The organism is Myxococcus sp. CA040A, from assembly GCF_013336725.1.
Classification (GTDB): domain Bacteria; phylum Myxococcota; class Myxococcia; order Myxococcales; family Myxococcaceae; genus Myxococcus; species Myxococcus llanfairpwllgwyngyllgogerychwyrndrobwllllantysiliogogogochensis.
The window spans coordinates 1-25,187 of sequence record NZ_JABUMR010000009.1 but is presented as its reverse complement, the minus strand read 5'-3'; the positions used below and the strand labels follow the sequence as shown (position 1 = coordinate 25,187).

Annotated in this window: 24 protein-coding genes and 1 pseudogene; 14 read left to right on the top strand and 11 right to left on the bottom strand. The window is 69.1% G+C overall.

Features of this window, described 5'->3' with window-relative positions; all coding sequences use genetic code 11:
- Positions 1-143: 143 nt before the first annotated feature.
- The 3 genes from HUA75_RS35635 to HUA75_RS35625 form a co-directional block, all read right to left on the bottom strand.
- The gene (locus HUA75_RS35635) at positions 144-1,643 is read right to left on the bottom strand and encodes a tail fiber domain-containing protein (protein ID WP_174488956.1); all 1,500 of its coding nucleotides are present in this window, start codon (positions 1,641-1,643) and stop codon (positions 144-146) included.
- Positions 1,644-1,717: 74 nt separating this feature from the next.
- Complete coding sequence (locus tag HUA75_RS35630) at positions 1,718-2,908, bottom strand: hypothetical protein (protein WP_174488955.1); 1,191 nt, start codon at positions 2,906-2,908, stop codon at positions 1,718-1,720.
- Positions 2,909-3,001: 93 nt separating this feature from the next.
- Positions 3,002-3,733 (bottom strand): nitroreductase family protein, encoded by a 732-nt coding sequence (locus HUA75_RS35625; RefSeq protein WP_174488954.1) that lies wholly within the window; start codon positions 3,731-3,733, stop codon positions 3,002-3,004.
- A gap of 55 nt (positions 3,734-3,788) precedes the next feature.
- Between HUA75_RS35625 and HUA75_RS35620 the strand changes: the two genes are divergently transcribed.
- The 3 genes from HUA75_RS35620 (at position 3,789) to HUA75_RS35610 (ending at position 5,466) form a co-directional block, all read left to right on the top strand.
- Positions 3,789-4,436 carry a TetR/AcrR family transcriptional regulator gene (locus HUA75_RS35620; protein ID WP_174488953.1) on the top strand — a complete coding sequence of 216 codons (648 nt, stop codon included), beginning with the start codon at positions 3,789-3,791 and terminating at the stop codon, positions 4,434-4,436.
- Positions 4,437-4,605: 169 nt separating this feature from the next.
- Positions 4,606-5,079 carry a hypothetical protein gene (locus HUA75_RS35615; protein ID WP_217446436.1) on the top strand — a complete coding sequence of 158 codons (474 nt, stop codon included), beginning with the start codon at positions 4,606-4,608 and terminating at the stop codon, positions 5,077-5,079.
- A 9-nt stretch (positions 5,080-5,088) separates the two neighbouring features.
- Positions 5,089-5,466, top strand: coding sequence for a DUSAM domain-containing protein (locus tag HUA75_RS35610; RefSeq protein ID WP_174464160.1), 378 nt, complete (start codon positions 5,089-5,091; stop codon positions 5,464-5,466).
- A gap of 41 nt (positions 5,467-5,507) precedes the next feature.
- On the opposite strand, the gene HUA75_RS35605 is transcribed toward HUA75_RS35610, so the two are convergent.
- A complete protein-coding gene (locus HUA75_RS35605) occupies positions 5,508-5,669 on the bottom strand; it encodes a hypothetical protein (protein WP_174488952.1) in 162 nt (53 codons plus the stop codon).
- A 205-nt stretch (positions 5,670-5,874) separates the two neighbouring features.
- Between HUA75_RS35605 and HUA75_RS35600 the strand changes: the two genes are divergently transcribed.
- The 4 genes from HUA75_RS35600 to HUA75_RS35585 all read left to right on the top strand — a co-directional run bounded on the left by HUA75_RS35600 (position 5,875) and on the right by HUA75_RS35585 (position 9,948).
- Positions 5,875-6,426: an RNA polymerase sigma factor gene (locus tag HUA75_RS35600; RefSeq protein WP_174488951.1), complete on the top strand. Its 552-nt coding sequence runs from the start codon at positions 5,875-5,877 to the stop codon at positions 6,424-6,426.
- Positions 6,423-7,193, top strand: a complete 771-nt coding sequence (locus tag HUA75_RS35595) for a hypothetical protein (RefSeq protein ID WP_174488950.1) — start codon at positions 6,423-6,425, stop codon at positions 7,191-7,193. Before HUA75_RS35600 ends, HUA75_RS35595 begins: the two co-directional genes overlap by 4 nt.
- A complete protein-coding gene (locus tag HUA75_RS35590) occupies positions 7,190-8,785 on the top strand; it encodes a caspase family protein (RefSeq protein WP_174488949.1) in 1,596 nt (531 codons plus the stop codon). The genes HUA75_RS35595 and HUA75_RS35590 overlap by 4 nt, the downstream gene beginning before the upstream one ends.
- Positions 8,786-8,949: 164 nt before the next feature.
- Positions 8,950-9,948: a hypothetical protein gene (locus HUA75_RS35585; protein WP_174488948.1), complete on the top strand. Its 999-nt coding sequence runs from the start codon at positions 8,950-8,952 to the stop codon at positions 9,946-9,948.
- A gap of 222 nt (positions 9,949-10,170) precedes the next feature.
- Here the strand turns inward: HUA75_RS35585 and HUA75_RS35580 are convergent, their stop codons facing one another.
- Positions 10,171-10,434, bottom strand: coding sequence for a hypothetical protein (locus HUA75_RS35580; RefSeq protein ID WP_174458583.1), 264 nt, complete (start codon positions 10,432-10,434; stop codon positions 10,171-10,173).
- 187 nt (positions 10,435-10,621) lie between these two features.
- Between HUA75_RS35580 and HUA75_RS35575 the strand changes: the two genes are divergently transcribed.
- On the top strand, positions 10,622-11,080 hold the full coding sequence (locus HUA75_RS35575; RefSeq protein WP_174488947.1) for a MaoC family dehydratase: 459 nt from the start codon (positions 10,622-10,624) through the stop codon (positions 11,078-11,080).
- A 159-nt stretch (positions 11,081-11,239) separates the two neighbouring features.
- Here the strand turns inward: HUA75_RS35575 and HUA75_RS35570 are convergent, their stop codons facing one another.
- From HUA75_RS35570 to HUA75_RS35555, 4 genes are all read right to left on the bottom strand, one after another.
- Complete coding sequence (locus tag HUA75_RS35570; protein ID WP_174468246.1) at positions 11,240-12,055, bottom strand: isocitrate lyase/phosphoenolpyruvate mutase family protein; 816 nt, start codon at positions 12,053-12,055, stop codon at positions 11,240-11,242.
- Positions 12,056-12,114: 59 nt separating this feature from the next.
- Positions 12,115-12,651 (bottom strand): methylated-DNA--[protein]-cysteine S-methyltransferase, encoded by a 537-nt coding sequence (ogt, locus tag HUA75_RS35565; RefSeq protein WP_174488946.1) that lies wholly within the window; start codon positions 12,649-12,651, stop codon positions 12,115-12,117.
- Positions 12,644-14,152: an AlkA N-terminal domain-containing protein gene (locus HUA75_RS35560; RefSeq protein ID WP_174464153.1), complete on the bottom strand. Its 1,509-nt coding sequence runs from the start codon at positions 14,150-14,152 to the stop codon at positions 12,644-12,646. The genes ogt and HUA75_RS35560 overlap by 8 nt, the downstream gene beginning before the upstream one ends.
- 135 nt (positions 14,153-14,287) lie before the next feature.
- Positions 14,288-15,655 (bottom strand): pyridoxal-phosphate dependent enzyme, encoded by a 1,368-nt coding sequence (locus HUA75_RS35555; protein WP_141642400.1) that lies wholly within the window; start codon positions 15,653-15,655, stop codon positions 14,288-14,290.
- 374 nt (positions 15,656-16,029) lie between these two features.
- Between HUA75_RS35555 and HUA75_RS35550 the strand changes: the two genes are divergently transcribed.
- The 4 genes from HUA75_RS35550 (at position 16,030) to HUA75_RS35535 (ending at position 22,357) form a co-directional block, all read left to right on the top strand.
- Positions 16,030-17,070 carry an aminoglycoside phosphotransferase family protein gene (locus HUA75_RS35550; protein WP_141642399.1) on the top strand — a complete coding sequence of 347 codons (1,041 nt, stop codon included), beginning with the start codon at positions 16,030-16,032 and terminating at the stop codon, positions 17,068-17,070.
- Between the two features lie 28 nt (positions 17,071-17,098).
- The gene (locus HUA75_RS35545) at positions 17,099-18,130 is read left to right on the top strand and encodes a sugar phosphate nucleotidyltransferase (protein ID WP_174488945.1); all 1,032 of its coding nucleotides are present in this window, start codon (positions 17,099-17,101) and stop codon (positions 18,128-18,130) included.
- Between the two features lie 307 nt (positions 18,131-18,437).
- Entirely contained in the window at positions 18,438-20,342 is a 1,905-nt protein-coding gene (treZ, locus tag HUA75_RS35540) for a malto-oligosyltrehalose trehalohydrolase (protein ID WP_174488944.1), read from the top strand.
- Complete coding sequence (locus HUA75_RS35535) at positions 20,339-22,357, top strand: amylo-alpha-1,6-glucosidase (protein WP_174488943.1); 2,019 nt, start codon at positions 20,339-20,341, stop codon at positions 22,355-22,357. Before treZ ends, HUA75_RS35535 begins: the two co-directional genes overlap by 4 nt.
- A gap of 7 nt (positions 22,358-22,364) precedes the next feature.
- On the opposite strand, the gene HUA75_RS35530 is transcribed toward HUA75_RS35535, so the two are convergent.
- Both HUA75_RS35530 and HUA75_RS35525 read right to left on the bottom strand, forming a co-directional pair.
- Positions 22,365-23,129 (bottom strand): Stp1/IreP family PP2C-type Ser/Thr phosphatase, encoded by a 765-nt coding sequence (locus tag HUA75_RS35530; RefSeq protein WP_141642395.1) that lies wholly within the window; start codon positions 23,127-23,129, stop codon positions 22,365-22,367.
- Between the two features lie 90 nt (positions 23,130-23,219).
- Positions 23,220-23,597, bottom strand: coding sequence for a DUF192 domain-containing protein (locus HUA75_RS35525; protein ID WP_174458592.1), 378 nt, complete (start codon positions 23,595-23,597; stop codon positions 23,220-23,222).
- A gap of 17 nt (positions 23,598-23,614) precedes the next feature.
- On the opposite strand from HUA75_RS35525, the gene HUA75_RS35520 reads away from it, so the two are divergent.
- Complete coding sequence (locus HUA75_RS35520; protein ID WP_174488942.1) at positions 23,615-24,118, top strand: tRNA (cytidine(34)-2'-O)-methyltransferase; 504 nt, start codon at positions 23,615-23,617, stop codon at positions 24,116-24,118.
- A gap of 33 nt (positions 24,119-24,151) precedes the next feature.
- Positions 24,152-25,187 (top strand): annotated as a pseudogene (locus tag HUA75_RS46300) (molecular chaperone DnaJ); the annotation flags it as partial.

The window sequence follows — 25,187 nt, the reverse complement described above, 5'->3', positions numbered from 1 at the left end:
CATCACGACGCCGGGGTTGAACAGGGCCTCCCGTGCTCCCTCCATGGAGTCGGGAGGCCCTTCATCGCTCCAGCGGTGGTGGAGCGCGGGTGCCACGGCGCGGACGGCTCCAGGTCCGCGTGCCGTGGCGCAAGTCCGGATGGCTACGGGCGCGCGGCCTGTGCGTGGACGGCGGCTTCCAGGCGCGACAGACCGCGCTTCAGCTCGGCCAGCTCGGCCTTGAGGGTGTCGACCTCGGCGGTCTTCTCGCGCAGCTCCCGCGTGCGGACCTCCAGCGCCTTGATGGCGGCCAGATTCACGCCGCCAATATCGAGCATGCCGATGCTCGTGTCGTCCGCGCCCAGGCCGAAGGCCGCCCGGAAGTCCTGTGCCATGGGGCCCAGATGCCGCACATCGGACTGCTCCTGCTTGTAGCGCCAGGTCGAGATGGGCAGCTCGGAGACCTTCGCCAGCAGTTGCTCGCCGTCGACGTTCCGGAAGCCCTCCTTCTGGTTCCGGTCCGACGTACAGGTGAAGTCGCCGCCGCCCGGCGCCAGGTCGCAACCCGCGCTGGCGTCCGCGGTGACGCGCAGGCGGATGCCACCCGCGGCGCGCACCATGAACTGGTTTTTGGCGGTGTTGTTGATGACGGCGACCGTCGACTGGTCTCCCCAGATGAACGAGCCAGTGTAGCCGTTCGTCGACGCCGCTTGACCGAGGGCGATGCTGTAGTCGGCGTTCGCCGTGACGCCCGAGCCCAGGGCCACGGCGCCCTGGCCGAAGGCGACGTTCAAGAGTCCCCCGGAGAAGGCCCCAAGGCCGCTTGAGCTGTTCGAAAGGCCCAGGGCCACGCTGCTGGCCCCATTGGCACTGCTGGACTTGCCCAGGCACGTCGAGGTCTCGCCGCTCGCGATGCAGCTCTCACCCATGGCGAATGATGCTCTGCCGCTGGCGGTGGAGAGGGTGCCGCCCGCCCAGGAGAACAATCCGACGCCGCTCTCATCCCACTGGGTGTCGGCGTTGCCCGCGCGGAAGGCTCCCTTGTGGGGCGCCCACATGAGGCGAGCTCCCTTGCCCGTCATGGGGAGCTTGCCCTGGCCCTGCTCGCCTCGCACCAGCAGCCCACCGGCGGAGTCCACGGTGAAGAGGGGGAACGCGGTCCAACTCACGCCGTCCGACGTCGTGTTCTGGAGCTTCAAGAGGGACGTGGGCGTGGCGATGGCCGTCGCCGCATCGACGAGCAGGTCGGAGCGTGTCGTCATCCGCCCGCGCGTGGTGCCCGTGCCCGACAGCGAGAAGGAGGCGTCCTGGGCGAGGACGCCATTCTGGATGTAGTTGGTGCTGCCCGGCAGGGGCTGGCGCGCATCGGTGAGGCGCGGGTCGCTGCTCGGCACGGGGGCGGTGGCTTCGTCTCCGTACCGGAGGCTCAGGACATCGTCCTTCAGCTCCAACCCTGTCCCCACCTGCCAGGATGGGCCCACGGGGCCAATGGGACCTTGAGGCCCCGCGACGCCCTGGGGTCCCGCGACGCCTTGAGGCCCCGCGGCGCCTTGGGGCCCCGGGAGTCCCTGGCCGCCCTGCGCGCCGTTCACACCATCGGACCCACCACAGCCCAGGCCGGCGAAGACGACTCCCAGCGCGGCCAGCCACGTCCCGACCTTCATTCGATGCCTCCAGGCAGATAGGGCGGGGAGCTTACCGCCCTACGCGCCAGGTCATCTCGGGAGATGGACTGCCTTCAGTGTCGCACCCCGGGGGCTGTCTGCCCGGCGATGACCGCCCAGGTGGCGAGCGCGCTGTTGACGCTGGTCCAGTATCCGTAGGCCTCGTAGTACCAGACGGCCCAGTGCGCCTGCATGTCGAGCCGGCTGGGCGCATCCGGCAGGTCTCCGTTGATTTGAGGGTCGGAGGCGTTGCGGATGACGAGCCACAGGGGTGCGGTGTTACCCAGTTCCTCCGCCACCATGCCGAGCACCGCGTCCCCCATCTCCACACCCGCGCCAACGGCTTCCAGGCCGTTTCGCGAGGTGCCGAACTCGAAGAAGTCCGTGGTGAGGATGGGGTGGAAGGCGGGCAGGTCCCTGCCATCGAGCTTGATGTCGGGGGTGTTGCGGGGGCCCTGGAGCAAGGGTCCGTCGAAGGCGTAGCGCTTGGTGGGCGGCCCGAAGTCCGGCTCGCCGAGCTGTGGCGCGTGCTGGGCCATCAGTCGCTCCGCGTCGTCGAAGAAGCGGGTGGGGACGTCCATCTCGCAGCGATAGGTCTTGTCGTTGAAGGGTTCGTTGCGGAACTCCTGGGAGAGTCGGAAGCGGGCGGCGCGGGTGACGATGACGTCGCCCAGTTCGTGGTCCGCGAACGTCGCTCCGGCGGTTCCCACGGTGATGGCCATGCGAGGCTTCACCTCCCGCAGCAGTTGGTGGAACAGGTCCTTCACCGGCAGCGTCGCGGTGCCGACGCCGGTGCGCACGCCGTCCTGGTTGAGGTGCAGCTCCGACTTGAAGCACAGCACGCTCCGGCCACCGATGTCGGTGAGGAACCAGCTTCCCAGTCGCTGCACGCGCTGGGCGGGCGCCGACTTGCGGATGAGCGGCTGGTAGTGGCTCTGGAAGTTCCTGTCGTATGGGTACCAGGCGGTGCGCCGCACGCCCGGGGTGAGGGTGTCCGCCAGGGCCTCCACTTCGGCGACCGTCCACGTGACGACCAGGTAGTCGGCCTGCGGAAGCGCGGCGCCGGGGTCGGGTGTGGTCGGCAGTCGTCGGGGACGCGGCTCCAGGCCCGTGGGCCAGGTCAGCCCCAGGGCCACCTCGGCGGGCAGGGGGCCTCTGGGAAGGGCCGTCGCCTCCAGTGGCTGCTCGTCCACCGTGGCGCCGTATTCGATGATGTGCCGGGCAATCAGCTCCGGGCTGCTCAACAGGGTGTGGGGATTGGGCATGACGCACCTCCAGCGTCTCTTCTTGAAGCTAGGAGCGACGGAAGGGCGAGGCCCGGTGCCCCGCCTGCTCGCGGAGGACGCGGCGGGACAGCTTCAGTGCTCGATGACCGCGTCCGTGAGCGCCCGGCGCCAGCGCGGCTCCAGGCGTGCGTCCGCGCTGCGATGGCCCAGGGCGATGACAATCGGAATCACCGTGCCGCGCGGCAGCCCCAGCGCCTTGGCGACCTTGGGGGCGTCGAAGCCTTCCATGGGGCACGAGTCCAGGCCGCGCGCGGATGCGGCCAGCATGAGTGTCTGGGCCGCGTAGATGCCGCTGCGCGCCGCCCAGTTGCGCATGCCCGTCGTGCCGATGGGCAGGAGCGAGTGCACGGGATTCAGCAGCGACAGCAGGGCGCGCATCGGCGTCCAGAGCAGCAGCGGGGCCAGCTTCAGGAAGCGCGTGAATTTGCGGACCTGACCCAGGTGGTAGGTCCTGGACCGGGCATCCATGTCCGTGGCGTGTTCGACGTGCTCGAGCTGCCGCGCCGCTGTCCTGAGGCCGATGCTCCTGCTGGCGGCGACGACGACCAGCGTCGACGCGGACCGGGCCGCGCGTTGGGCGTGGCAGGCCTCCGCCACGCGCTGCTTCAGGTCCGTGTCCCGCAGCCAGTGCAGCTCATAGGGCTGGAGGTTGCCGCTCGACGGTGCCAGCAGCGCGGCCTGCAACACCGCGCGCACGTCTTCGTCCGGGAGGGGGGCTCCATCGAAATCGCGGATGGCGCGGCGGTGCTCGTTGACCTCGCAGAAGTGGCTCCAGCGAGGCTCGGTGTGGGTCTGGTCTGTCATGTGTCAAGAATGTAAGTTGGAGCTTGGATTCACAACTTGCATTCAGGACCCAGCGATGGCCGCGCGAAAGCCCAGGACCTCTCCCCGCAAACAGCCGAAGCAGGACCGCTCCGTCGCGACGGTCGACGCGATTTTGCAAGCGGCGACTTACATTCTGGTCCGCGAGGGCTGGGAGGGCTTCACCACCAACCGCGTGGCGGAGCGGGCCGGGGTGAACATCGCCTCGCTCTACCAGTACTTCCCCAACAAGGAAGCCATCGTGGTGGAGCTCCAGCGGCGACATGTCGCGAAGTCACGGGAGGGGATGCAGGGGGCCATCTCCGCGCTGCGGGCGCAGAAGACGCTTCCGCGCGTGCTCGAGCTCGTGGTGGAGGGGGCCATCGCCGAGCACCGTGTTGCGCCGGAGCTGCACCGAATCTTCTCCGAGGAGCTGCCGCGCTCGGCCCGGGCTCCCTCGGAGGTGCCGGATGCGCAGGTGGACCGGTTCTGGAGGGAGGTGCTGGCGCCGTTCGTGCGCAACGTGACGGACCTGCCGCTCGCGGCCTTCTTCGTCCGGGTGACGCTGCACGCGGTGATTCACGAGGCGGCCACTTCGAGGCAGGAGCTGCTGGACCGGCCTGACTTCGCCAGCGAGGTGGTGTGCCTGCTGGACCGCTACCTTCGCCGGGCGGCCCCGGCGCGCTCACGCACGCGCGCGGGGTAGGCCTCAGACTGGACTGCTTTCGGAGCGCTGCCTGAAAGCGCGGCCCCGGACGTGACTCCGAGGGGTATTGCATTATCAGTTGGAATCCTTGCCTGGGGTTCGGCCGTCAACCGGGTGCCGCAGGACGCACCTTGGCGTCCCGGACCGACGGTGTGCTGGATGCGTACCAGTGGCGCCGCGCTTGATGCCGTACCTTGCATGCGTCCGTCAGCGCGGCATCACGTCCAACGCATTGACGTCACTCCTGGTGGATAAATTGCTCACCATGACAAACGTGCAATCCATCGGGTTCACCGCATTCGTCGCCGCGCTCTCGCTGCAATGCGCCACCCCTGGGGGGCGCTGCATGGACAGCGAGACGTGTTGCCTGCAGTCACATCCGGGCAACCCGGCTGCGTGCGGTTTCACCGATGCGGAAGCTGCCATCATCCTCGCGGCTGCCGCGACGGCCACGTCAGTGCTGGCCACGTCGAGCGAAGGCGACGACCCCGATGAAGGATGGCGACAGCACTGCATCGACAACTATGTGCGGTGCAAGAGCCAGAAGAAGCCGCGATGGGTGGGGCCTTGCTATGACTGCCTACGCAACTGCGAAGGCCAACACCAATGGCCTTACGAACTGTGCAGCCAGAGTAAACGCTAGGGGCTTCCGATGCCGGACCATAGAACTTGGAACGAAATCAGGGAACTGAATCGCCGCGTCATCGACCTCGGGGAGCCCTTCGCCCTCACGGATGAAATCCGAGCGCTCTTGATTGGCACGGCCTCCGAGGTGGCTATCGCGCCGCAGGAGGTCTCCCAGGCCCTCCAGGGCGACGCGAGTGCCGCCGCTCTGCTCAAGGAGATTGCGAAGCGCATTCGCGTGGGCTCGTGGCGCCTGTCGCGCGCTCTTGCCGAAGTGGACAAGCGCCAGGAGGAAGGCGACCTTGACGCCGCGCGTGCACCGCTTCTGGAACTGCTTGATGTTGAGGTTGTTCCATTCTACCGCGAGCTTGCCCAGGTGCAGTTGGACGCGCTCGACGAGCCGTAACGGCGATTGGGGCGCTCCCGCCAAAACGGAGCCCCGGAGCACTACGGCGCCGCCGCTCCGTCGCTCGGTGGCGCCTCTTGCCTGCACGCCGCGCCCGTCCGTGCCGTAAGCCGCGCATCCAGATACGCGGCCCATGTGCGCTCCGAGTCGCGCACCGCCGTCAGCGCGGCGCACATCACCTGCGTATTGGCATACCGGGTCATGGAGGATTCCGCCGAGGGTGGCCGGTGAGGCCCGCCCGCCTGGAACGAGCCGTCTGCTTCCCGTCAAGCCGAGAAGAATGGGCTCGGGAAATGTCCCACGGAATGAGGGTCATGCGTCTCGCTTCGTGGGTCGAGCCTCCCCCGACGCCCGCGCCGGGCGAGACTGACTGTGGGGGCAGGTGTCGGCCCAGGGTGAGGTCCTTGCGTGCGCGAGCCAGTGAATGAGGTCGAGCAGACCGAGGGCTACTACCGTCGCTACGGTGAGGCCGTGCACCGGCGTTGCCTGCGCTTGCTTGGCGACGACGCGCTGGCCTGGGACTCGACGCAGGAGGTGTTCCTGCGCGCCCACGCGAACCTGACGCAGCTCCGCGCCGCCGGCTCTGCCTTGTCGTGGTTGCTCACCGTGGCGGACCGACAGTGCTTCTCGGTGCTGCGTCGCCGCCGCACGGAGGTCACCAGCGCGCTGACGCGACTGGCTCCGCTTCCGGACGCCCACGCGTCCCCAGAGGCCACGCTGGAGCGGCTCCTGGTGGATGCGGACCTGGTGAGACGCGTCCTCGCCCACTGTCCGGAGGACGTCCAGCGCATCGTGGCCCACCGCTTCATCGACGAGCTGGAGCAGGAGCAGATCGCCACGCTGCTCGACGTCTCGCGCAAAACGGTGCAGCGCAAGCTCCAGGCCTTCTTCGACACCGCACGGCGGCTGCTGGAAGTCGCCCCCCGTCCTGAGCCGCGAAAGGGAGCGGTCTCCACATGAGCACCTCATCCATTCCTCACTTTCCGGGCGTGCCGGACCTCCTGGTGGAGCGCTACCTGTGTGACGAACTCTCTTCGGAAGAGGCTCGTCACGTGGAGGAGGCGGCCAGGGCCTCGCCCGCGCTGGCCGCGCACCTGCGCGAGCGACGGGCGGAGAAGGCGGCCTTTGCCCTCGTGCGTCCCTTCGGGCCGGTGCGCGCGCGTCTGGAGCTGCCTCGTCCGAGCCGCTGGCGGATGCTCTGGCGCTGGAGCCAGCCCGTGCTGGTGCTCGGCGTGGTGCTGGCGGCGGTGCTGCCACGGCTTCATTCGCTCCAGGAGGTGGAGCGGGTGCACGTGCGCGGTGGCCTCACCGCGCGGGTGCTCGTCAAGCGAGGCGAGGTCGTCTTCGAGCAGGGGCCCGGCGCGGTGCTGCGTTCCGGCGACAGGGTGCGCGTGGAGGTGGAGGACGTGGAAGGGGGCGCGCTCTATGTGCTGGCGGTGAGTGAGCGTGGCCGCGTCACTCCGCTCCAGGGTTTTCCGGCCACGGGGGGCACGTTGTCCATGGTGCCGGGGCGGTGGGTGTTGCCCGGGAGCCTGGAGCTGGATGACGCCCCCGAGCAGGAGGCGCTGGTGGTGGTGCTCGCGGCCGACGCCCGTGATGCACCGTCGCCAGAGGCCATCCATCGCTGGCTGGAGCAGGCGGCGCGAGAGGCGGACTTCCCCCCGTCACTCACGCCACTGCCCGGCACCCGCCACGCCGTGCGCACGCTGCCCAAGGAGCTGCCTTGAGCGCCAGGGCCGCGCGCGCGCTCGGAGGCCTGCTCGTCCTCCTCGCCGCCTCTGTCGCGAGCGCGGAGAACCGGTTCTCCATCAGCGTGGGACACAACCTGGGCCGGGACACGGATGAGCCCCTGCGCTGGGCCCAGCAGGACGCCGAACGCATGGACGCGGTCTTCGGCCAGCTTGGCGGCGTGCCCGAGGACCGCCGCATCCTCCTGCGCGGTGAGTCGGTTTCGAATCTCCGGCTGGGACTGGCGCGGATGCGAGGCCGCATCGAGGAGGCTCGACGCGCCGGGGAGCGCACGCTGCTGTTCTTCTTCTACTCAGGCCATGGAGACGAGGCCGCGCTGCGCATGGGTGGGGAGGCGCTTCCGCTCGCGGAGCTGCAACGGCTGCTCGCCGAAGTCCCGGCCACCGTCACCATCGCCATGCTGGACGCCTGTCACAGTGGCGCGCTCGTGCGCGGCCGGTCCAAGGGCCTCAAGTCCGCGCCCGCCTTCGATGTCTCCTTCCTCCGACAGGTGGGGCCGGAGGGCCGCGTGTTCATCGCCTCCGCCGGCGCACACGAGGTCGCGCAGGAGTCGGACAGCCTCCGGGGCTCGTTCTTCACGCACCACCTGATTTCGGGCCTGCGGGGCGCGGCGGATGTGGACGCGGACGGCCGCGTCACCCTCACGGAAGCGTATGGCCACGTCTACCACCGCACGCTCGCGGGCTCCCATGGCTCCACGGCGGCGGTGCAGCACCCGGAGCTGTCCAGCCAGCTCGCGGGAGAAGGGGACCTGTTCCTCACCACGCTCTCGCGAGCCCACGCGCACCTCGAACTTCCTCCCTTGGTGGGGGACAGCGTCGTGCTCGTGGACGAGCGCACGTTGCAGGTGATGGCGGAGGTGGAGCCGCGGGCGGAGGACCCGGTGAGCATCGCCCTGCCTTCGGGGCGCTACCGCGTGCAGGTGCGGCGTGGCTCGCAGGTGCTCTACGGCAAGGTGTACCTGCCCTGGGGCGAGAGGCAGCGCTTGAATCCCGAGTCCCTGGAGGTGCGCACCCTGGCCCTGCACCAGCGCAAGGGCGAACTCCTGGAGGCCAGCTCCTGGCGACTTCAAGCGGCGCTGGGCGCGGGCCGCTCCTCGACGCAGTTGGGCGGATGGGGGCCGCAGGTGGGCGTGCTGCTCGCGCGCGAGGGCACGGGAGGCCTGGGCGTGTCCTTCCTTGGAGGACTCACGCTGGGAGCCACCCGGGGCTCAACCCCCGCGCAGGACCTGGAGCAGTTGGAGTTGGGGCTGTGGAGTGGCCTGGGCGTGGCGGGCTCCGTGGGACGTGTCTGGGCCGGAGCCCATGCGGGCCTCGGCGTGCTGGGCCTGGTCCAACGCGCGACGAGCCCGGATGCGGAGCGACGCCGGGAGCTGGGGCTGCCCGCGCGGCGGACACGCACGGGCGCGGGAGCAGCCGCGTTCGCCTCGCTCTCCGCGGAGGTGCCGGTGGGGGCGCGCACGGGCCTCTTCGCCCGGCTGGGCGGCCATCTCGCGTTGATGCGCGAGGATGAAAAGCTCCGCACGCAACTCGTGCCACAACTGCTGCTGGGTTGCACCTGGGGGCTGTGACACGGAAGCGCATGGAAGGGATGTCCCACGCCTCGCTGTCCGCGCGTCTCCTTTCTCGCATCGACCAGGTGGCCCGAGCGCATTCGAAGCAAGGCGCGCGTGTCTCCTGGCTGGTGTCTGTCACGCGACATGGGATTGCTCCCATGCACCGAAAGGAAGGCCATATGACGACGAGGCTGGAGCGCGGTTTCTGGAAGTGGGGCCTGCTTTCACTGGCATTGGCGGGGTGCGGCGGTGTCCTGGGGGACGAGGCGGGGGATGAGCCCCTGCTCACGCTGGACGGGACGCTTCAATCCAGCGCTTCATTCGATCTGGGCAACTCCAACTCCGACCGGCTGCGAGCGGCGCTGCTCTGGAACACCTGGCCCAAGGTCGTCGTGGACTGCCTGGTCCAGGGAACGTACCCGGAGGGTATCTCCAAGTGCGCGCGGTTGAGCCCCAGGTCGTCGTTCCACCATCCCGGGGTGGACGTGAAGGTGAACGGCCGTTTCCCCAACACCTTCAGCATGCCCCTCAATCGCCTGCCGGAGCCTGGAGCCCTGATGGGCGAGGAAGGCTCCCGGCTGGGCATGGCCAATGTGCTGGCCTACGTGGACGGCAACGGCAACGGCAAGCTGGACCGGGTCCCGACCGAGGCTCTTTCCAGCCCTGACATCGTCGTCGGGTTTCAGGAGGGCTTCGACGGAGCGCAGACGGAGAGCTCCTTCATCATGTATCGCGAGGGCGCGCTCCACCCGATCTTCCACTTCGATTTCCCGAACTGCCCGGAGATTCCCCAGGGGTACTCCGTGGTGACGTTGCGCTACACGCCTACCTCCGAGGAGTGTTTCGTGACGACGCGGAAGGTGGACTTGAACATCGAGTTGGAGGCGAGCCTGGCCCTCCAGCAGATGGCCTGTGAGCTGCCCAACGCGAACGTCCTGAGGGACTCGGTGCGCGCCTCCACCATGGGGCCGCCACCGCCGGGGAGCACCCAGCGCTGCGGCACGTACATCCGTCCCGTGTCGCACCTCGAGCAGGTGCTGCACGTGAACCCCCATCCGGAGCGCTTCTGCACCGCCGCGAACACGGTGGCGTACACGCTGCGAGACTACTGGGATGGCGCCTGGGATGACCGGGCCTCTCCGCCCGCGTGGTGGCCCTGCCCGGTGTCCGCGCCCTGAGGTGAGGACCGCGAGGGGGCAGGCCGGGTGCGCTGCCCCCTTCGCGACGAGTCACCCGACGGCGGCACGGAAGACTTCCGAGTGTCACAGCCTGTCGTGACGAGGACCGCGACCCCTGACTCCGCGAGCCCATGAATCCCAGGCGACGGATTCATGGGGCACTTCTGAGCAGAGATTGGCCGCGTCCATCCATGCTGGGTGGCTCAACGCTCCGAGGACTGTCTACATACAGCGGTTTTCACAGACACCCAGCAGGCAGAACCAGCACGGACCCACGCAGCCGGGACGACAGGCCGCGTTGGCGTGCTCGCTGTCGGCGAGCAGCATGCCCTCCGGCGGCGTGCTCACTTCCAGGTCACACGTCGCGTCTCCTTCCACTTCGACGAGCGCGGCCTGAGGCTCACCCATGGACAGGGCGGCGAGTCCCACCACGAGCAACATGCACAGCACCATGGACCACTGGCTCTTGAGCAGCTTCGCGAACATGCGTGTCTCCTTGGCAGTGCCTGACGAGGCCACGCCAGTCTGTCATGAAAACAACCAATCCAGAAAGTCGAGGATAGATGGTTCGGGAGCGGATGGGCGCCGCAATGCGTTGCCCTGACCCGGCGAGCAGCCTATGCAATGCGCCAGGGGGCCACGCAGCACGAGTCACCCATATCCGAGGAATCCCATGCGTTACTTCGACGACTTCCAACCTGGTGAGGCGATTGAGGCCGGGCCCTACGTGGTCTCCCGGGAGGAGATCATCGCCTTCGCGAAGCAGTTCGATCCGCAGCCCTTCCACCTGAGTGACGAGGGAGGTCGGGAGGGCATCTTCGGCGGCATCATCGCCAGTGGATGGCACACGGCCTCCATCTGCCACAAGCTCGCGGTGGAGAGCCTGTTGGGCAAGTCCGCGAGCTTGGGTTCACCGGGGCTCGATGAGCTGCGCTGGCTGCGGCCGGTGCGTCCCGGCGATGCGCTCAGCGCGCGCTTCGAGGTCCTCGCCACCACTCCGTCGCGCAGCAAGCCGGACCGGGGCGCCATCAAGTTTCGCTTCGAGGTCCGCAACCAGAATGGCGAGGTGGTGATGACGGAGGTCGCCAACGCGCTGTTCGCCCGACGGCCCGAGGACGGCGCGGCGAAGTAGCCGCGAGCCATCCTCAGGGAACCGATGGCAAGAGCCGCGCCATTCATCGGCGCGGCCACGCTTCACCTGCCAGGCGCTGGCCGGACCCGACGTCGGTGCGACCCTCCACGTGGGCGAGCGACACCGCGTCGTCTTGTTGTCCGCCCGCGCGACGTCGGCTCAGCGCTGGGCCATCAGGGCATTGAGCGCGGGATAGTTGATGCCCGCCTCGGGCGGAGGCGCGGAGGAGCCGTCCCGCAGGAAGTCCGCGCTGAGCGCCGCGATGCGGCCGAAGATGGACTGGGCCATGCCCGCGCCCGCGCTGACGCGACGCACGCCGAGCGAGGCGAGCTCCGACGCGGGAGGCAGGCCGCCAATCGCCATCAGGTTCAAGGGCAGGCCCGCTTCCGTGACGATGGCCTTGATGTCCACCGGCGTCTTCAGGCCCGGAACGAAGAGCCCATCCGCGCCCGCGGCGCGATAGCGACGGGCCCGGGCCAGCGTCTCCTCGACGCGACGCTCCGCCGGGCCAATGCCCCGCAGGAACACATCCGTGCGCGCGTTCACGAACAGGTCCGCGCCCTTTCGCGCGGCGGCGCGCTTCACGGCTTCAATCTTGGCGCACAGCAGGTCCACCGAGCCCGAGCCATCCTCCAGGTTGATGCCGACGCCGCCCGCCTCCAGCACCCCCGCGGCCACTTCGCCCACCGCGTGCGGGTCCTCCGAGTAGCCCCCTTCGATGTCCACCGTCAGAGGCACCTTCACGATGCGGGTGATGGCGGCGACAGTGTCCAGGAGTCGACTCACCGGCAGCAGGTCGCCGTCCGGGTATCCCTGGGCCCAGGCCACGCCCGCGCTCGTCGTGGCGAGGGCCTTGGCCCCCAGGCTCTCCATGACGCGGGCGCTTCCGGCGTCCCATGCGTTGACCAGCAACAACAAGCCCGCTTCGTGCAACTGACGGAAGTCCCGGGCGGAGTTCGGCGGAGCGACAGGCATGGGCAGAGGTCCTCTTTCGACAGGGGTGTGGAGCGGGGCCGGATGATACGCAGAGCGCTTCAGGCCGTGGATGTCCGTCGCACTCGCGACTCGTGGTCGAGTAACCAGCGCTTGCGCTCGATGCCACCTCCGTAGCCGGTGAGGGAGCCATTGGCACCCACCACGCGATGACACGGCACGACAATGCCCACCGGATTGGCGCCGTTCGCCAGGCCCACCGCGCGTACGGCCGCGGGACGGCCGATGCGCTTCGCCAGCTCCGAGTAGGACACCGTCGCGCCGCAGGGAATGCCCCGCAGCGCCGCCCACACCTCGCGTTGGAAGGGCGTGCCTTCGGTGCGGACCGACAGTCCCTCAATGGCGTCGAGCCGCCCGGAGAAATACGTCCGCATCGTCTCCGTGAGTCCGCCCGGATTTCGCGCGGTGTCCAGCTCGAAGCCTCCGGCCCCGTAGTGCAGGCGCAGCAACTGCCGCATGCGGCCTTCGTGTTCCGTCCAGTCGACGGCGCGCAGGTGTCCGTCTCGGTCCGCGATGATGACCAGCTCGCCGATGGGTGTATCCGTCTTGTCGATGAGGAAGCGGAGAGTCTCAGCCATGACGCACCTCTTGGAGTCGTGGAAGCAGGCCCGGGTCCGCGGCCCACAGGTGTTGCGCGGCATAGGCCCGCCAGGGCCTCCAGGGTTCCGCGCGTTGAAGCAGGTCCTCGGGTGTGGGACGCGCGCCCGCGTCTGTCGCCGCGCTCCGCAAGAGCGCCACGTCGCTGGCGGGGAACGCGTCCGTCTCGCGCAGCGCCCGCAGGGCGATGTACTGCGCGGTCCACTCGCCCACGCCCCGGATGGAGCGCAGCCGGGCGACGCCTTCCTCCACCGTGCCGAACGGCTGGAACAACAGCGGGTCCGCGAGCGCCGCTTCCGCCAGGGCCTTCAGCGACGCCTTGCGCGCGGAGGGCATCCCCAGTGCTCCCAGGTCCGTCGCCACGACGCGCTCCGGTGAAGGGAAGGCCCGCGACAGGCCCGGAGCAAGTCCGTCCACGGGGGCGTCAGCGCACAGTCCCACCAACTGGCCCGCGAGCCTGCGCGCGGCCACCACCGTCACCTGCTGGCCCAGAATCGCGCGCACCGCCAGCTCGAACCCGTCCCATGCGCCAGGGGCCCGCAGCCCGGGGCGCAGCGCCACGAGGGGCGCCAGGAAGGGGTCCCTGGAGAGGTGCGCGCCAATCACCTCGATGTCCGCGCCCACGTCGAACACCCTGCGCACGCGCGCGACGATGGCGGGGAGCGACTGGACGCGCGGGAAGCGAATCCTCGCCACGAGGTTGTCCCTCGCGGGCTCGTGGGACACCTCCACCGTGCCCACCGCGCCGTCCTGGGACACCGTGCGCAGGTAGCGCGAGTCGGACACCTGCTCGACGCCCTGGATGGCTCGCGCGGACAGATAGGCGAGCATCGCAGCCCAGTCGTACGGCGGCCGGTAGCGCAGCCGCAGCGTGACGCCCGCTTCCGCCGCCGCGCTGGAGGTCGTCTCCACCGCCTGCTTGCGGCGCAGGGCGCTGGGGGGCCGCTGGTAGAGGTCCTGGAACGTCTCGTTGAAGCGCCGGATGCTGCCGAAGCCCGCGGCGAGCGCGACCTCGGCCAGCGGCATCCGCGTCTCCTGGATGAGCTGCTTGGCGAAGAGCACGCGCCGCGTCTGCGCGACAGCCACCGGCGTGGCGCCCAGGTGTTGCTTGAAGAGACGGCGGAGCTGTCGTCCGCCCACGCCCAGCCGCTCCGCCAGCGCGTCCACGCCCGCTTCGCCTCCGTCCAGCGCGCCCTCCGCGATGAGGGCCAGCGCGCGCGACACGGTGTTGGAGGTGCCCCGCCAGGAGGCGAGGTCCGGGGCCGTCTCCGGCCGGCAGCGCAGACACGGCCGGAAGCCCTCTTCCTGGGACGCGGCGGCGGAGGCGAAGAAGCGGCAGTTCTCCCGCTTCGGCGTGCGCGCGGGGCAGATGGGCCGGCAGTAGATGCCGGTCGACGTCACCGCGACGAAGAGGCGGCCGTCGAAGCGGGCATCCCGCGTCTGGAGCACGCGGTAGCAGGCGTCGGAATCGAGCAGGTCCATGCCCAGACAGTGTCATCGGGGCGTCGTGCGCGCTCGCGGTTTTCGGACATCGATGGCACGCACCCTCCAGACGCGAAAAGGGCCTCCCACCACCGGTGAGAGGCCCTCTTCAAGACGCGACTGCCTGGGGGCTGACTAGGCCGCCGTGCGGTGCAGGAAGTCGATGAGGTCGATCTTCGTGACGATGGCGATGACCTTCTCGCCCTCCTTCACGACGGCCACGTTGTCCTGCGCGAAGATTTCCCGCAGGCGGGCGATGCTCGTGTCCGGCGACAGCGCGCCCTGCAGCGGCGAGACGATGGCGTCGATGGTGTCGGCGAACTTCGCCTTCCCGGCGACCAGCGCGTTGAGCAGGTCGTACTCGTGCACCATGCCCACCGCGCGGCCGTCCTCGGACACCACGGGCATCTGGCTGATGCCGTGACCGCGCATCGTCTCCACGACCTGGTCCACCCGGTCGCCCTTGCGCGCCGTCTTCACGTCGCGCTGCTTGCTCCCGATGATGTCGCGCACGGTGCCGGTGCTCTTGTCCTCGGCGAAGCCGTTGTCGCGCATCCACTCATCGGAGTGGAATTTGCTGATGTAGCTGCTGCCGGAGTCGGGGAGCACGACGACAATCGTCTTGCCCTTGCCCACTTCCTTCGCCAGCTGCACGGCCACGTGCACGGCCGCGCCGGAGGAGCCACCCGCGAAGATGCCCTCCTCGCGCGCCAGCCGCCGCGCCGCCGCGAAGCACTGGCGGTCATCCACCTGGCGCACGTCGTCCACGACCTTGAAGTCCATGGCGCCGCACAGCATGTCCTCGCCGATACCTTCCACCTTGTAGACGTGCGGCTCGGTCAGCTTGCCCGTCTTGAAGTAGCCCTCGTAGACGGAGCCCTCGGGGTCCACGCCCACGTTCTTCAGGCCGGGGATCTTCTCCTTGAGGAACTTGCCCGCGCCGCTCATCGTCCCGCCGGTGCCCAGGCCCGAGATGAAGTAGTCCATCTTGCCGCCGGTCTGCTCGAAGATCTCCGGACCGGTGAGCTGGTAGTGCGCCTCGATGTTGTCGGGGTTGTGGTACTGGTTCAGCATGAACGCGCCCGGCGTCTCACGGTGCAGCCGCTTGGCCGTCTCGTAATAGCTGCGGGGGTCCTCGGCCGCGACGTTCGTCGGCGTCACCACCACCTGCGCGCCCAGCGCCTTCAGGCGGTTGATCTTCTCCAGCGACATCTTGTCCGGCATCGTGAAGATGCACTTGTAGCCCTTCACCGCGGCCGCCAGCGCCACGCCCATGCCGGTGTTGCCGGACGTGTTCTCCACGATGGTCCCGCCGGGCTTGAGCTTCCCCTCCCGCTCGGCCTTCTCGATGATGTACAGCGCCATGCGGTCCTTGATGGACGCGCCCGGGTTCATGAACTCGCACTTGACCAGAACAGTCGCATCGTTCGGTCCGACGAGCTTGTTGAGCTTGACCAGGGGCGTGTTGCCAATGGCGGAGAGAATGGTGTCGTGGATGTCCATCGGGGCTTCCAGAAAAAAGGGGGTTCGCGGCGCGTCTTATATGCCGCCGGAGGGGCCCGGTCGACAGCGGGAGTCCATCTCCCCGGTCGAGAAGTAACAGTGCCCCGTCCTGGGCACTTCCCCCGCACCCCTGGAGCAGCAGGACCCGGGGTGTCTCCTGGCGACCTGCCAGCAGGGACGGGCCTGCTTCGTCAGGGGGCGGCCGGGCGCGCGACGCGTCGCGACGGGAATTGGGGGCTCAAGGTTTCGCCGTCGCTTACGTGACAGCCCGAGGGGCCAGGGGGCAATCGCCGCGCCGGGCCTTTGACGCGGAAAGTCGCCCCTCCCATACTCGCAAGCCTCTTCTCCCAACCCCCTTGGAGAACCCCGTCGATATGGAACTCGAGGCCGCCCTGCGCGACCAGGTGGGACAGGCCACTGGCCGTCCCGTGCCCCATGCTCCCATCAAGAAGCTGAAGGGAGACGCGAGCAATCGCTCGTACTACCGCGTCGGCGCGCCCCCGGAGAGCTGGGTGGTGATGGTGATGCCGCTGGACGCGACGAAGAAGAGCGAGGAGGCCACCAAGGGTGAGCCTCCGAAGGAGCTGCCCTTCGTCAACGTGCACCGCTACCTGAACAAGCTCGGTGTGCGCGTGCCCGCCATCCTCCGCTACGACGAGCCGGCGGGGATGATGGTGATTGAAGACCTGAGCGACATCACCTTCGAGTCCGCGCTGGAAGGTGGCAAGCACAACGAGGCGCTCTACACGCGCGCGGTGGACCTGCTGGCGCGGCTGCGGGTGCAGGCGGAGAAGCACCAGGACCCGGACTGCCTGGCCTTCACGCGCTCGTTCGACGAGGACCTGTACGACTGGGAGCTGCACCACTTCCGCGAGTGGGGCCTGGAGGCGTGGAGCGGCAAGCTGCCCACGGACGCCGAGCGCGCGCAGTTGGACGCGACGTTCCGGGACATCGCGAAGCAGTTGGCCGCCGCGCCCCGGGGCTTCACGCACCGCGACTACCAGAGCCGCAACATCATGGTGAAGGAGGGCGAGCTGGTGGTCATCGACTTCCAGGACGCGCTCCAGGGTCCCAGGCAGTACGACCTGGTGGCGCTCCTGCGCGACAGCTACGTGGAGCTGGACCGGGCCTTCGTGGACGCGATGCTGGACCGCTACATCGCCACGTTCCAGGAGGCGAGCGGCGAGCGCATCAACGCGGTGGAGTTCAAGGCGTTCTTCGACCTGCTCACCGTGCAGCGCAAGCTGAAGGACGCGGGCCGCTTCGAGTACATCAACCGCGTGAAGGGCAACCCGGGCTTCCTCGTCTCCATCCCCGCGTCGCTGCGCTACGTGCGCGAGGCGTTCCGTCAGCGGCCGGAGCTGCGAGGGCTGCAGGAGCTGGTGGCGAAGTACGTCCCGGAGCTGGCGGCCTGAGCCCATTGGCGGGGGAGGGGAGTCGACAATGAAGGCGATGGTGCTCTGCGCGGGTCTGGGAACCCGCCTGCGTCCGTTGACGGAGCGCTGGCCCAAGCCGGCGCTCCCGTTCCTGGGTCAGCCGCTCCTGCGCTACCACCTGGCGGTGCTGAAGGCCGCGGGTGTCACGGCGGTGGGCATCAACACCCACCACCTGCCGGACACGATGGAGGAGGTGGCTCGCGAGGAGTGCGCGCGCGCGAAGCTGGCGCTGCACGTGGTGCGCGAGCCCGTCATCCAGGGCACCGGCGGCGGCATCCGGGGCCTGCGCGACTTCCTCTCCGACGGAGACTTCATCGTCTACAACGGCGACATCCTCTACCCGGTGGACCTGCGGCCGGTGGTGGCCGTGCACCAGGCGTCCGGTGCGCTGGCGACGATGGTGTTGCTGCCCATGCCGGAGGGAGAGAAGTACGCGTCGGTGGAGCTGGATGCGTCGGGGCGCGTGCGGAGAATCGCGGGGCACGGGCCTGGAGGCGAGGGCCTGACGCCGTGGCACTTCACCGGGGTGCACGTCATGTCCCCGCGCGTCTTCGACTTCATGAGCGCGCAAGGCCCCGAGGACATCAACCGCGAGGTCTACGCCCGCGCCATGTCCCAGGGACAGGTGGTGCGAGGCGTGCGCGTGGATGGCTACTGGTCCGATTTGGGCACGCCGTCGCGGTATCTGGCCACGGTGCGGGACGTGCTCGCCGGCCGCGTGCGGTTGGAGTGGCTGGGGGCGGACTCGCCGCTCGCTGGCACGGTGCGAGGGCCGGGGTCCTCGTGGGCGCATCCCGACGCGCACGTGAGTGGCGCGAAGGTGGAGGGCCCCGCGTACTTTGGCCGGGGCGTCACGGTGGCGGAGGGCGCCGTCGTCGGCGAGTCCGTGTCGCTGGGCGCTGGAGTGAAGGTGGACGCGGGGGCTCGCCTCCAGAACGCCGCCGTCTTCGAGCAGACAGTGATTACGGCGGGTGAGTCGCTCACGGAGTTGCTCGCGTGGCGAGAGCATCGGATTCCCGCGCCGCTTTCGGGACGCTGACTCGCACGGGCCTCGAGGCACCCGGATGCGCTGACCGTGTGTGCGCGCGGTCGGCGGGTGCCGTGCGCCGCCCGCTCGCGCGTGCCCTCGCCGCGAGCGTGTGGGGGCGGCCGCATGGTGATGCCTGTCGACTCCTGTCCGCGCGCGCACGAACCCTGCTCGGAAAGGGTCGGTTTCCGCACGGCGTGCAAGCGAGCTCTGTCGTCCGCACGAAGGTCGCCGTTTCGGACAATGGGCCCTACCTTTCGCCACGGACAGCCTGCTTGCGCTGGGGGTTTCCGGCGGGGAACAAGGGGAGGTCCGGGGCATGAAGTGGCGAGGTTCTCTGGGGGCCAGGCCGGCAGGGGGAGACAGCACTCACTTCCGCGTGTGGGCGCCACGCAGGCGCAGTGTGGAGGTCGTGGTGAAGGGAGGCTCCCGCCCGCTCCCGCTCGTGGGGGATGCCCAGGGCTATTTCGAGGCCGTGCATCCGGTGGCCGTGGGGGCGCTGTACAAGTACCGCCTGGATTCGAGCGAGGAGTTCCCCGACCCCGCCTCGCGCTTCCAGCCCGAGGGCCCGCATGGCTTCAGCGAGGTCGTCGACGCGCACTCGCACTCGTGGACGGACGGCGACTGGAAGGGCGTGTCCTCCATCCGGGGGCAGGTGCTCTACGAGCTGCACCTGGGCACCTTCACACCCGAGGGGACGTACAAGGCGGCCATCGCCAAGCTGCCGCTGCTCAAGGAGCTGGGCGTCACCTGCCTGGAGTTGATGCCGCTGCACACGTTCCCCGGGCGCTTCAACTGGGGCTATGACGGCGCGCAGCTCTTCGCGCCCAGCGGGCAGTACGGCCGGCCGGAGGACCTGCGCGCCTTCGTGGAGGCCGCGCACGCGCTGGGGCTCGGCGTGCTGGTGGACGTCGTCTACAACCACCTGGGGCCCGACGGGAACTACCTGGCCCAGTACTCACCGGACTACTTCACCCGCAAGTATGAGAACGAGTGGGGCGAGCCGACGAACTTCGACGACGGCGCCGCCGCGGGCCCCAGCCGCGACTTCTTCATCCAGAACGCCTGCGCCTGGGTCGCCGAGTATCACTTCGACGGGCTCCGCCTGGACGCGACACAGGCCCTGTACGACGACGGGCCGTGCCACATCGTCCAGGAGCTGACGCGCGCCGTGCGCGAGGCCGCGGCCGGCCGCGGTGTGCTCGTCATCGCCGAGAACGAGCCCCAGGACGAACTGTGCGTGAGGTCGGTGGAGAGGGGCGGCTGGGGCACGGACGCCCTCTGGGTGGATGACTTCCACCACTCCGCCCGTGTCGCCGCCACGGGACGCGCGGAGGCCTACCTCCAGGACTATCGCGGCACCGCGCAGGAGCTGTTGTCGTGCGCGCTGCGCAACTCGCTCTATCAGGGGCAGTACTACCGCTGGCAGAAGAAGGCCCGAGGCAGTCCGCTGCTGCGCGTGCCCGCGAGCGCGTGCGTCTTCTACCTCCAGAACCACGACCAGCTCGCCAACATGCTCCAGGGCCAGCGGCTGCACCGCATCTGCGGCGAGCGACTGGCGCGCGCGCTCACCACGCTGTGGCTGCTGCTGCCCCAGACGCCGCTGCTCTTCATGGGCCAGGAGTGGTTCGCGAACTCCCCCTTCTTCTACTTCGTGGACCACAAGCCGGAGCTGCAGCCGCTGGTGCGCAAGGGCCGGGACCAGTTCCTCGGCCAGTTCGAGAGCGCCCGTCACGCGCTGGAGCACGAGGGCTATGTGGAGCACGTGGACGAGAAGGCGTTCACCCTCTCCCGGCTCGATTGGAGCGAGCGCGAGCGCCACACCGGGCCACTCACCCTGCACCGGGAGTTGCTCCGACTGCGCCGCGAGGACTCCGTGCTTGCCCGGCAGGACAGCGGCCAGCTCACCGGCGCGGTCCTCTCCCCGCTCGCGCTCGTGCTGCGCTACTCGGGCGGCGAACAGGAAGGCGACCGGCTGCTGCTCGTCAACCTGGGGGGCGAGCTGGAGCTCTCTCCGTGCCCCGAACCATTACTCGCACCACCTCGGGATGAAGGGTGGCGTCTTGGACTGTCGAGTGAAGAGGTTCGATTCGGAGGTGCAGGGTCTTGCTCACTGGAGTCACTGAGGGTCGAGACGTCGTGGCGCGTACCGGGGATGACCGCCCTGTGGATGACGAGCACCGGGAGGAGCGGCCAGGGGCTCGGCCCACGGAAGGTCGGATGAGCCGGGTGCGCGGGCTGCCGGAGCTGAAGTTCGCATGGCCGATGGGAGCGCCGGCCATCGAGGTGCTCGGACGGGAGTGGCTGATGACGAACGGCCTGGGGGGCTATGCGTCCGGCACCCTGGCGGGGGTGAACGCGCGCCGCTACCACGGCCTCTTCATCCCCACCCTGCCCGAGCGGGGCCGCACCGTCATGCTGTCCCGCCTGGTGGAGACGGCCCGGGTGGAGGGGCAGACGTGCCGCCTGGACGGCGAGGTGCGGGCGGACGGCGCGCTGATGGGGGACGCCTCGCTGCTGCGCTCCTTCCGGCTCGACGGCCTCATTCCCGAATGGGACTACGTCCTGGGCGCCTCCCGTCTGCGTCGCAGGCTGGTGCTGGTGCACGGGGAGAACACGCTCTTCATCGAGTGGGCGCACCTGTCCGGCCCTCCGGTGAAGCTCCGGCTGCGGCCCTTCCCGGTGTTTCGAGTGCACGAGCACGACTTCCCGCACGACTACTGCCAGCCGAAGGTCATTCTCCAGGGAGAGCGCATCGAGATGCAGGCGGCGAAGGATGCGCCTTCGCTGCGGCTGCGGCTGTACGGCGATGGCACCGTGCCCTTCGTGGCGATGCCTGAGATTTCCTCACCCCTGCTCTACCGGACGGAGCGCTCCCGGGGGATGCCCCACATCGAGACGCAGGCGAGCCCTGGCTACTTCGAGTGCACGGTGAGGCCAGGCGGTCGCCTGTCGCTCGGCGCCACGGTGGATGACTGGGCGCTGTTGGACCGGGACCCGTCCATGAGCTTCGACATGGAGCGCGAGCGCGAGTGGCGCCTGCTGGAGCGCGCGCCCGTGGCGGCGAGGACGGGCACGGCGGCGCGCCTGGTCCTCGCGGGCGACCAGTTCATCGTCGACCCCATGCGTCCGCGCGACGATGCGTGGGCCCGGGCCATTGGCGAGGATGCCCGCAGCGTCATCGCGGGCTACCCCTGGTTCACCGACTGGGGCCGCGACACGATGATTTCGCTGGAGGGCCTGACGGTGTCCACGGGGCGCTTCCGTGAGGCGGCGGCGATTCTGCGCACGTTCCGTCACCACGTGAAGGACGGGCTGTTGCCCAACCTCTTCCCGGAGGGAGAGGCCGACGGGCTCTACCACACGGCCGACGCGACGCTCTGGTTCTTCCACGCGGTGGACCGCTACGTGACGGCCTCCGGGGACCTGGAGCTGCTGCGGGAGTTCTACCCGACGTTCGAGGACATCGTCCGCAGGCACCAGCAGGGAACGCGCCACAACATCCGCATCGACCCCACGGATGGGCTGCTGACGCAGGGCGAAGAGGGCTACCAGCTCACCTGGATGGACGCGAAGGTGGACGGCTGGGTGGTGACGCCCCGACGCGGCAAGGCCGTGGAGCTCAACGCCCTGTGGTTCAACGCCATGCGGCTGATGGCGGAGTGGGCCGCGCTCCAGGGACTGGACGGGACGCCCTACGCGAAGGCCGCGCAACAGGCGCAGGACTCCTTCAACCGGCGCTTCTGGAATCCGGCCGAGGGGTGCCTGTTCGACGTGGTGGACGCGCAAGGGGGCGGCAATGACGCCGCCGTGCGGCCCAACCAGATTTTCGCCCTGTCCCTCAAGTATCCGGTGTTGAACCCGGACCACTGGTCGGACGTGCTGCGCAAGGTGGAGACGGAGCTGCTCACCCCGGTGGGGCTGCGCTCGCTGGCCTCGGACCACGACGACTACAAGGCCACGTATGACGGAGACCTGCGCGCGCGTGACGCGGCGTACCACCAGGGCACGGTGTGGAGCTGGCTGATTGGCCACTACGTGGACGCCGCGCTCAGGGTTCAGCCGGCCCGCGCGCACGTGCGTGACGTCATGGAGGGCCTGGAGACCCACCTGAGACAGGCGGGCGTCGGTCAGGTCAGCGAAATCTTCGACGCCACGCCCCCCTTCAGGCCCAGGGGGTGCATCGCCCAGGCCTGGGGAGTGGCCGAGGCGCTGCGGGTCTTCCTGCGCACCGCCTGACGTCGGGTCAGGCGGGGTGGTAGCGGGCGAGCACGCAGGTGACGTTGTCGTTGCCGCCCGCGGCGTTGGCCATGTCGATGAGCTGCGAGCACGCCTTGTCCAGCTCGGGCGTGCGGCCGAGGATTTCCTGCATCTGGGGGTCGGTCACCATGCCGCTCAGGCCGTCCGAGCACAGCAGGAAGACGTCGCCCGGCTGGGGGTCCACGCGGGAGACGTCCACCTGGACGTTCTCCTTCATGCCCAGGGCGCGGACGATGACGTTCTTGTGCGGGAAGTTTTCGACTTCCTCGGGCGAGAGCTTCTTCGCCTTGAGGTAGTCGTTGAGCAGGGAGTGGTCCTCGGTGATCTGCTTGAGGGCTCCAGCGCGGAAGCAGTACACGCGGCTGTCGCCCACGTGCCCGACGTACGCGACGTCGCTGGCGAAGTGCACGCTGACGATGGTCGTCCCCATGCCCTTGTACTTCGACTCGCTGCTGGCCTTCTCGAAGATGCGCGCGTTGGCGAGCTTGATGCCGGTGGCCAACCGGTTCTCGTCATAGTTGCGCTGTTTGTCCATCTTGAAGGGCCAGGTGCTGTCCTGGTCCTTGGAGGTCATCTTGTAGAACTCACCCAACTCGTCCACGGCGATGCGACTGGCGATCTCTCCTGAGGAGTGCCCGCCCATCCCGTCCGCGACGATGAAGAGGTGCTCATCGGGCAACATGAGGAAGTTGTCCTCGTTGTGGTTCCGCTTCATCCCGACGTGGGTGCTGCCGGCTACCTCGATGCGCATGCGCGGGGACTCTTCTAAGGGGACGAGAAACTGGCGGCGCACGTTAACAAAGCGCTCGGAAAACGGTCAAAAGACGTGCTCTTGGTGCGGTCAGACAGGGGACACCGGGGCAGGGGAGGCAGGCTCGAAGCTCAAGCGGTCCCCTTCCTGGGTGCCGCTCGCGGCCAGGACGCCCGCGGGCAGTTCCAGCACGGAACGGGCCTGGAAGTACACGGAGGTGGCCCTCCAGGGCGGCAGCGCCATCATCTGCTTGACGATGCGGCCCTGGGCGTCCAGGAAGGCGACGTCAATGGGGATGCGCATGAAGAACGTGTGGATGGAGTTGCAGGGCTGGATGTGGAGGCCGTCGCCCATGGCGAGCTCCTGGCGCCCCATCAATCCCTTGAAGCGCTGGGCGAAGGAGGTGGCCTTCTCCGCCCGGTCCGCCAGCGGCTTCTGCCGCGTCTCGTTGGTCACCTTCCAGCGCATGTAGCGCGTTCTACCCCATGCTCGAGCCCCTGGCGCGTCCTCTGCATCTGGTTCTGGTCTCCCCCCAGATTCCCCCCAACACCGGCAACGTGGCCCGCCTCTGCGCGGTGACGGGCTGCCGGCTCATCCTGGTGGAGCCCCTGGGCTTCTCCATCGATGACCGGAACCTCAAGCGGGCCGGGTTGGACTACTGGGACAAGGTATTTCTACGGCTGTACCCGACTTATGAGGCCTACGTGGAGGCGTATCCGGAGGCGCGGCGGTGGTTGTTCTCGGCGCGGGCGGAGCAGACCTTGTACGAGGCGCGGTTCGAGGAGGGGGACCACCTGGTGTTCGGCTCGGAGGTGACGGGGCTGTTGCCGGAGGTGATGGAGGGGGGGACGGGGACGGCGCTGACGATTCCGATGTTGGAGGGGCGGCGGAGCATGAATCTGTCCACGGCGGTGGGGGTGGGGACCTACGAGGCGCTGCGACAGGTGTGTTTCACCGGGGCGGGCAGGCGGGCACCCTCGGCAAGTTGAGGGGCGGTGAGGAGGGACTACACTGCGGCGAGGATGATTCCGTCGCAGGCCGCCGAAGCGCTGTATTCCGCCCACAAGTCCCGAGCCACGGGATGGCTGACCTTGTCCGCAGGAGGGCGTGAGTCGCGGTTGATGCTGCGCGAGGGTGACCTCGTGGGGACGCGGCTGGGGTTTGGGTATCAGAGTCCGGCGCAGGCGCTGTTGCAGAGTGGCTTGTTGAGCGCGGAGGCGCTGGATGCGCTGTGGGCGCGGGGTGGTGCGGGCGCCGCGGACGAGGAGTTGTTGGAGGAGCACGGGCTGGAGCGGGACGCGGTGGTGGAGCAGCAGGTGCTTGCCCACGTGCGGCGGTTGAGTGAGTTGGCCGAGCGCGCGGCCTTCGAGCCTGGGAGCGTGGAGGCGGAGTTCGAGCCCATCTCCGGGGTGAGGGTGGTGCGGGCGGCGCTGGAGCGGCCGGGGGCGGGCGGGGCGAAGGGGCGGGTGTTCCGGTGCGCGGATGTGGCCGTGTGCGAGCCGTGGCTGACGGATGCGTCCGAGCGGGAGTTGTTGAGGACGTTGGGGGAGTTTCGTGAGCCGGAGTCGCTGACGCCCGCGCGCGAGGCGCTGTTGCTCGTGTTGGAGCGCGAGGGGGGCGTCGAGGCGCTGTCGGTGGAGGAGTGGGAGGCGAGGGAGGAGGCGCGCAGGAGGGCGGAGGAGGAGCGGCTCCGCGCCGAGGAGGAGGCTCGTCGGCGGGCGGAGGAGGCTCGGCTGGCGGAGGAAGCCCGACTCCGTGCGATTGAGGAGGCTCGGCTCGCGGAAGAGGCTCGGATTCGTGCCGAGGAGGCTCGGCTCGCGGAAGAGGCGAGGGTTCGGGCGGAGGAAGAACGGCGGGCGGAAGAGGCCCGGGCTCGTGCCGAGGAAGAACGGCGGGCGGAAGAGGCCCGGCGCGCGGAGGCTGCTCGGCTGGCGGCAGAGGCTTGGATTCGCGCCGAGGAGGAGCGACTCGCGGAAGAGGCCCGGCTCGCCGAAGTGGCTCGGCTTGCCGAGGAGGCCCGGCTCGCGGAAGAGGCGCGGATCCGTGCCGAGGAAGAGC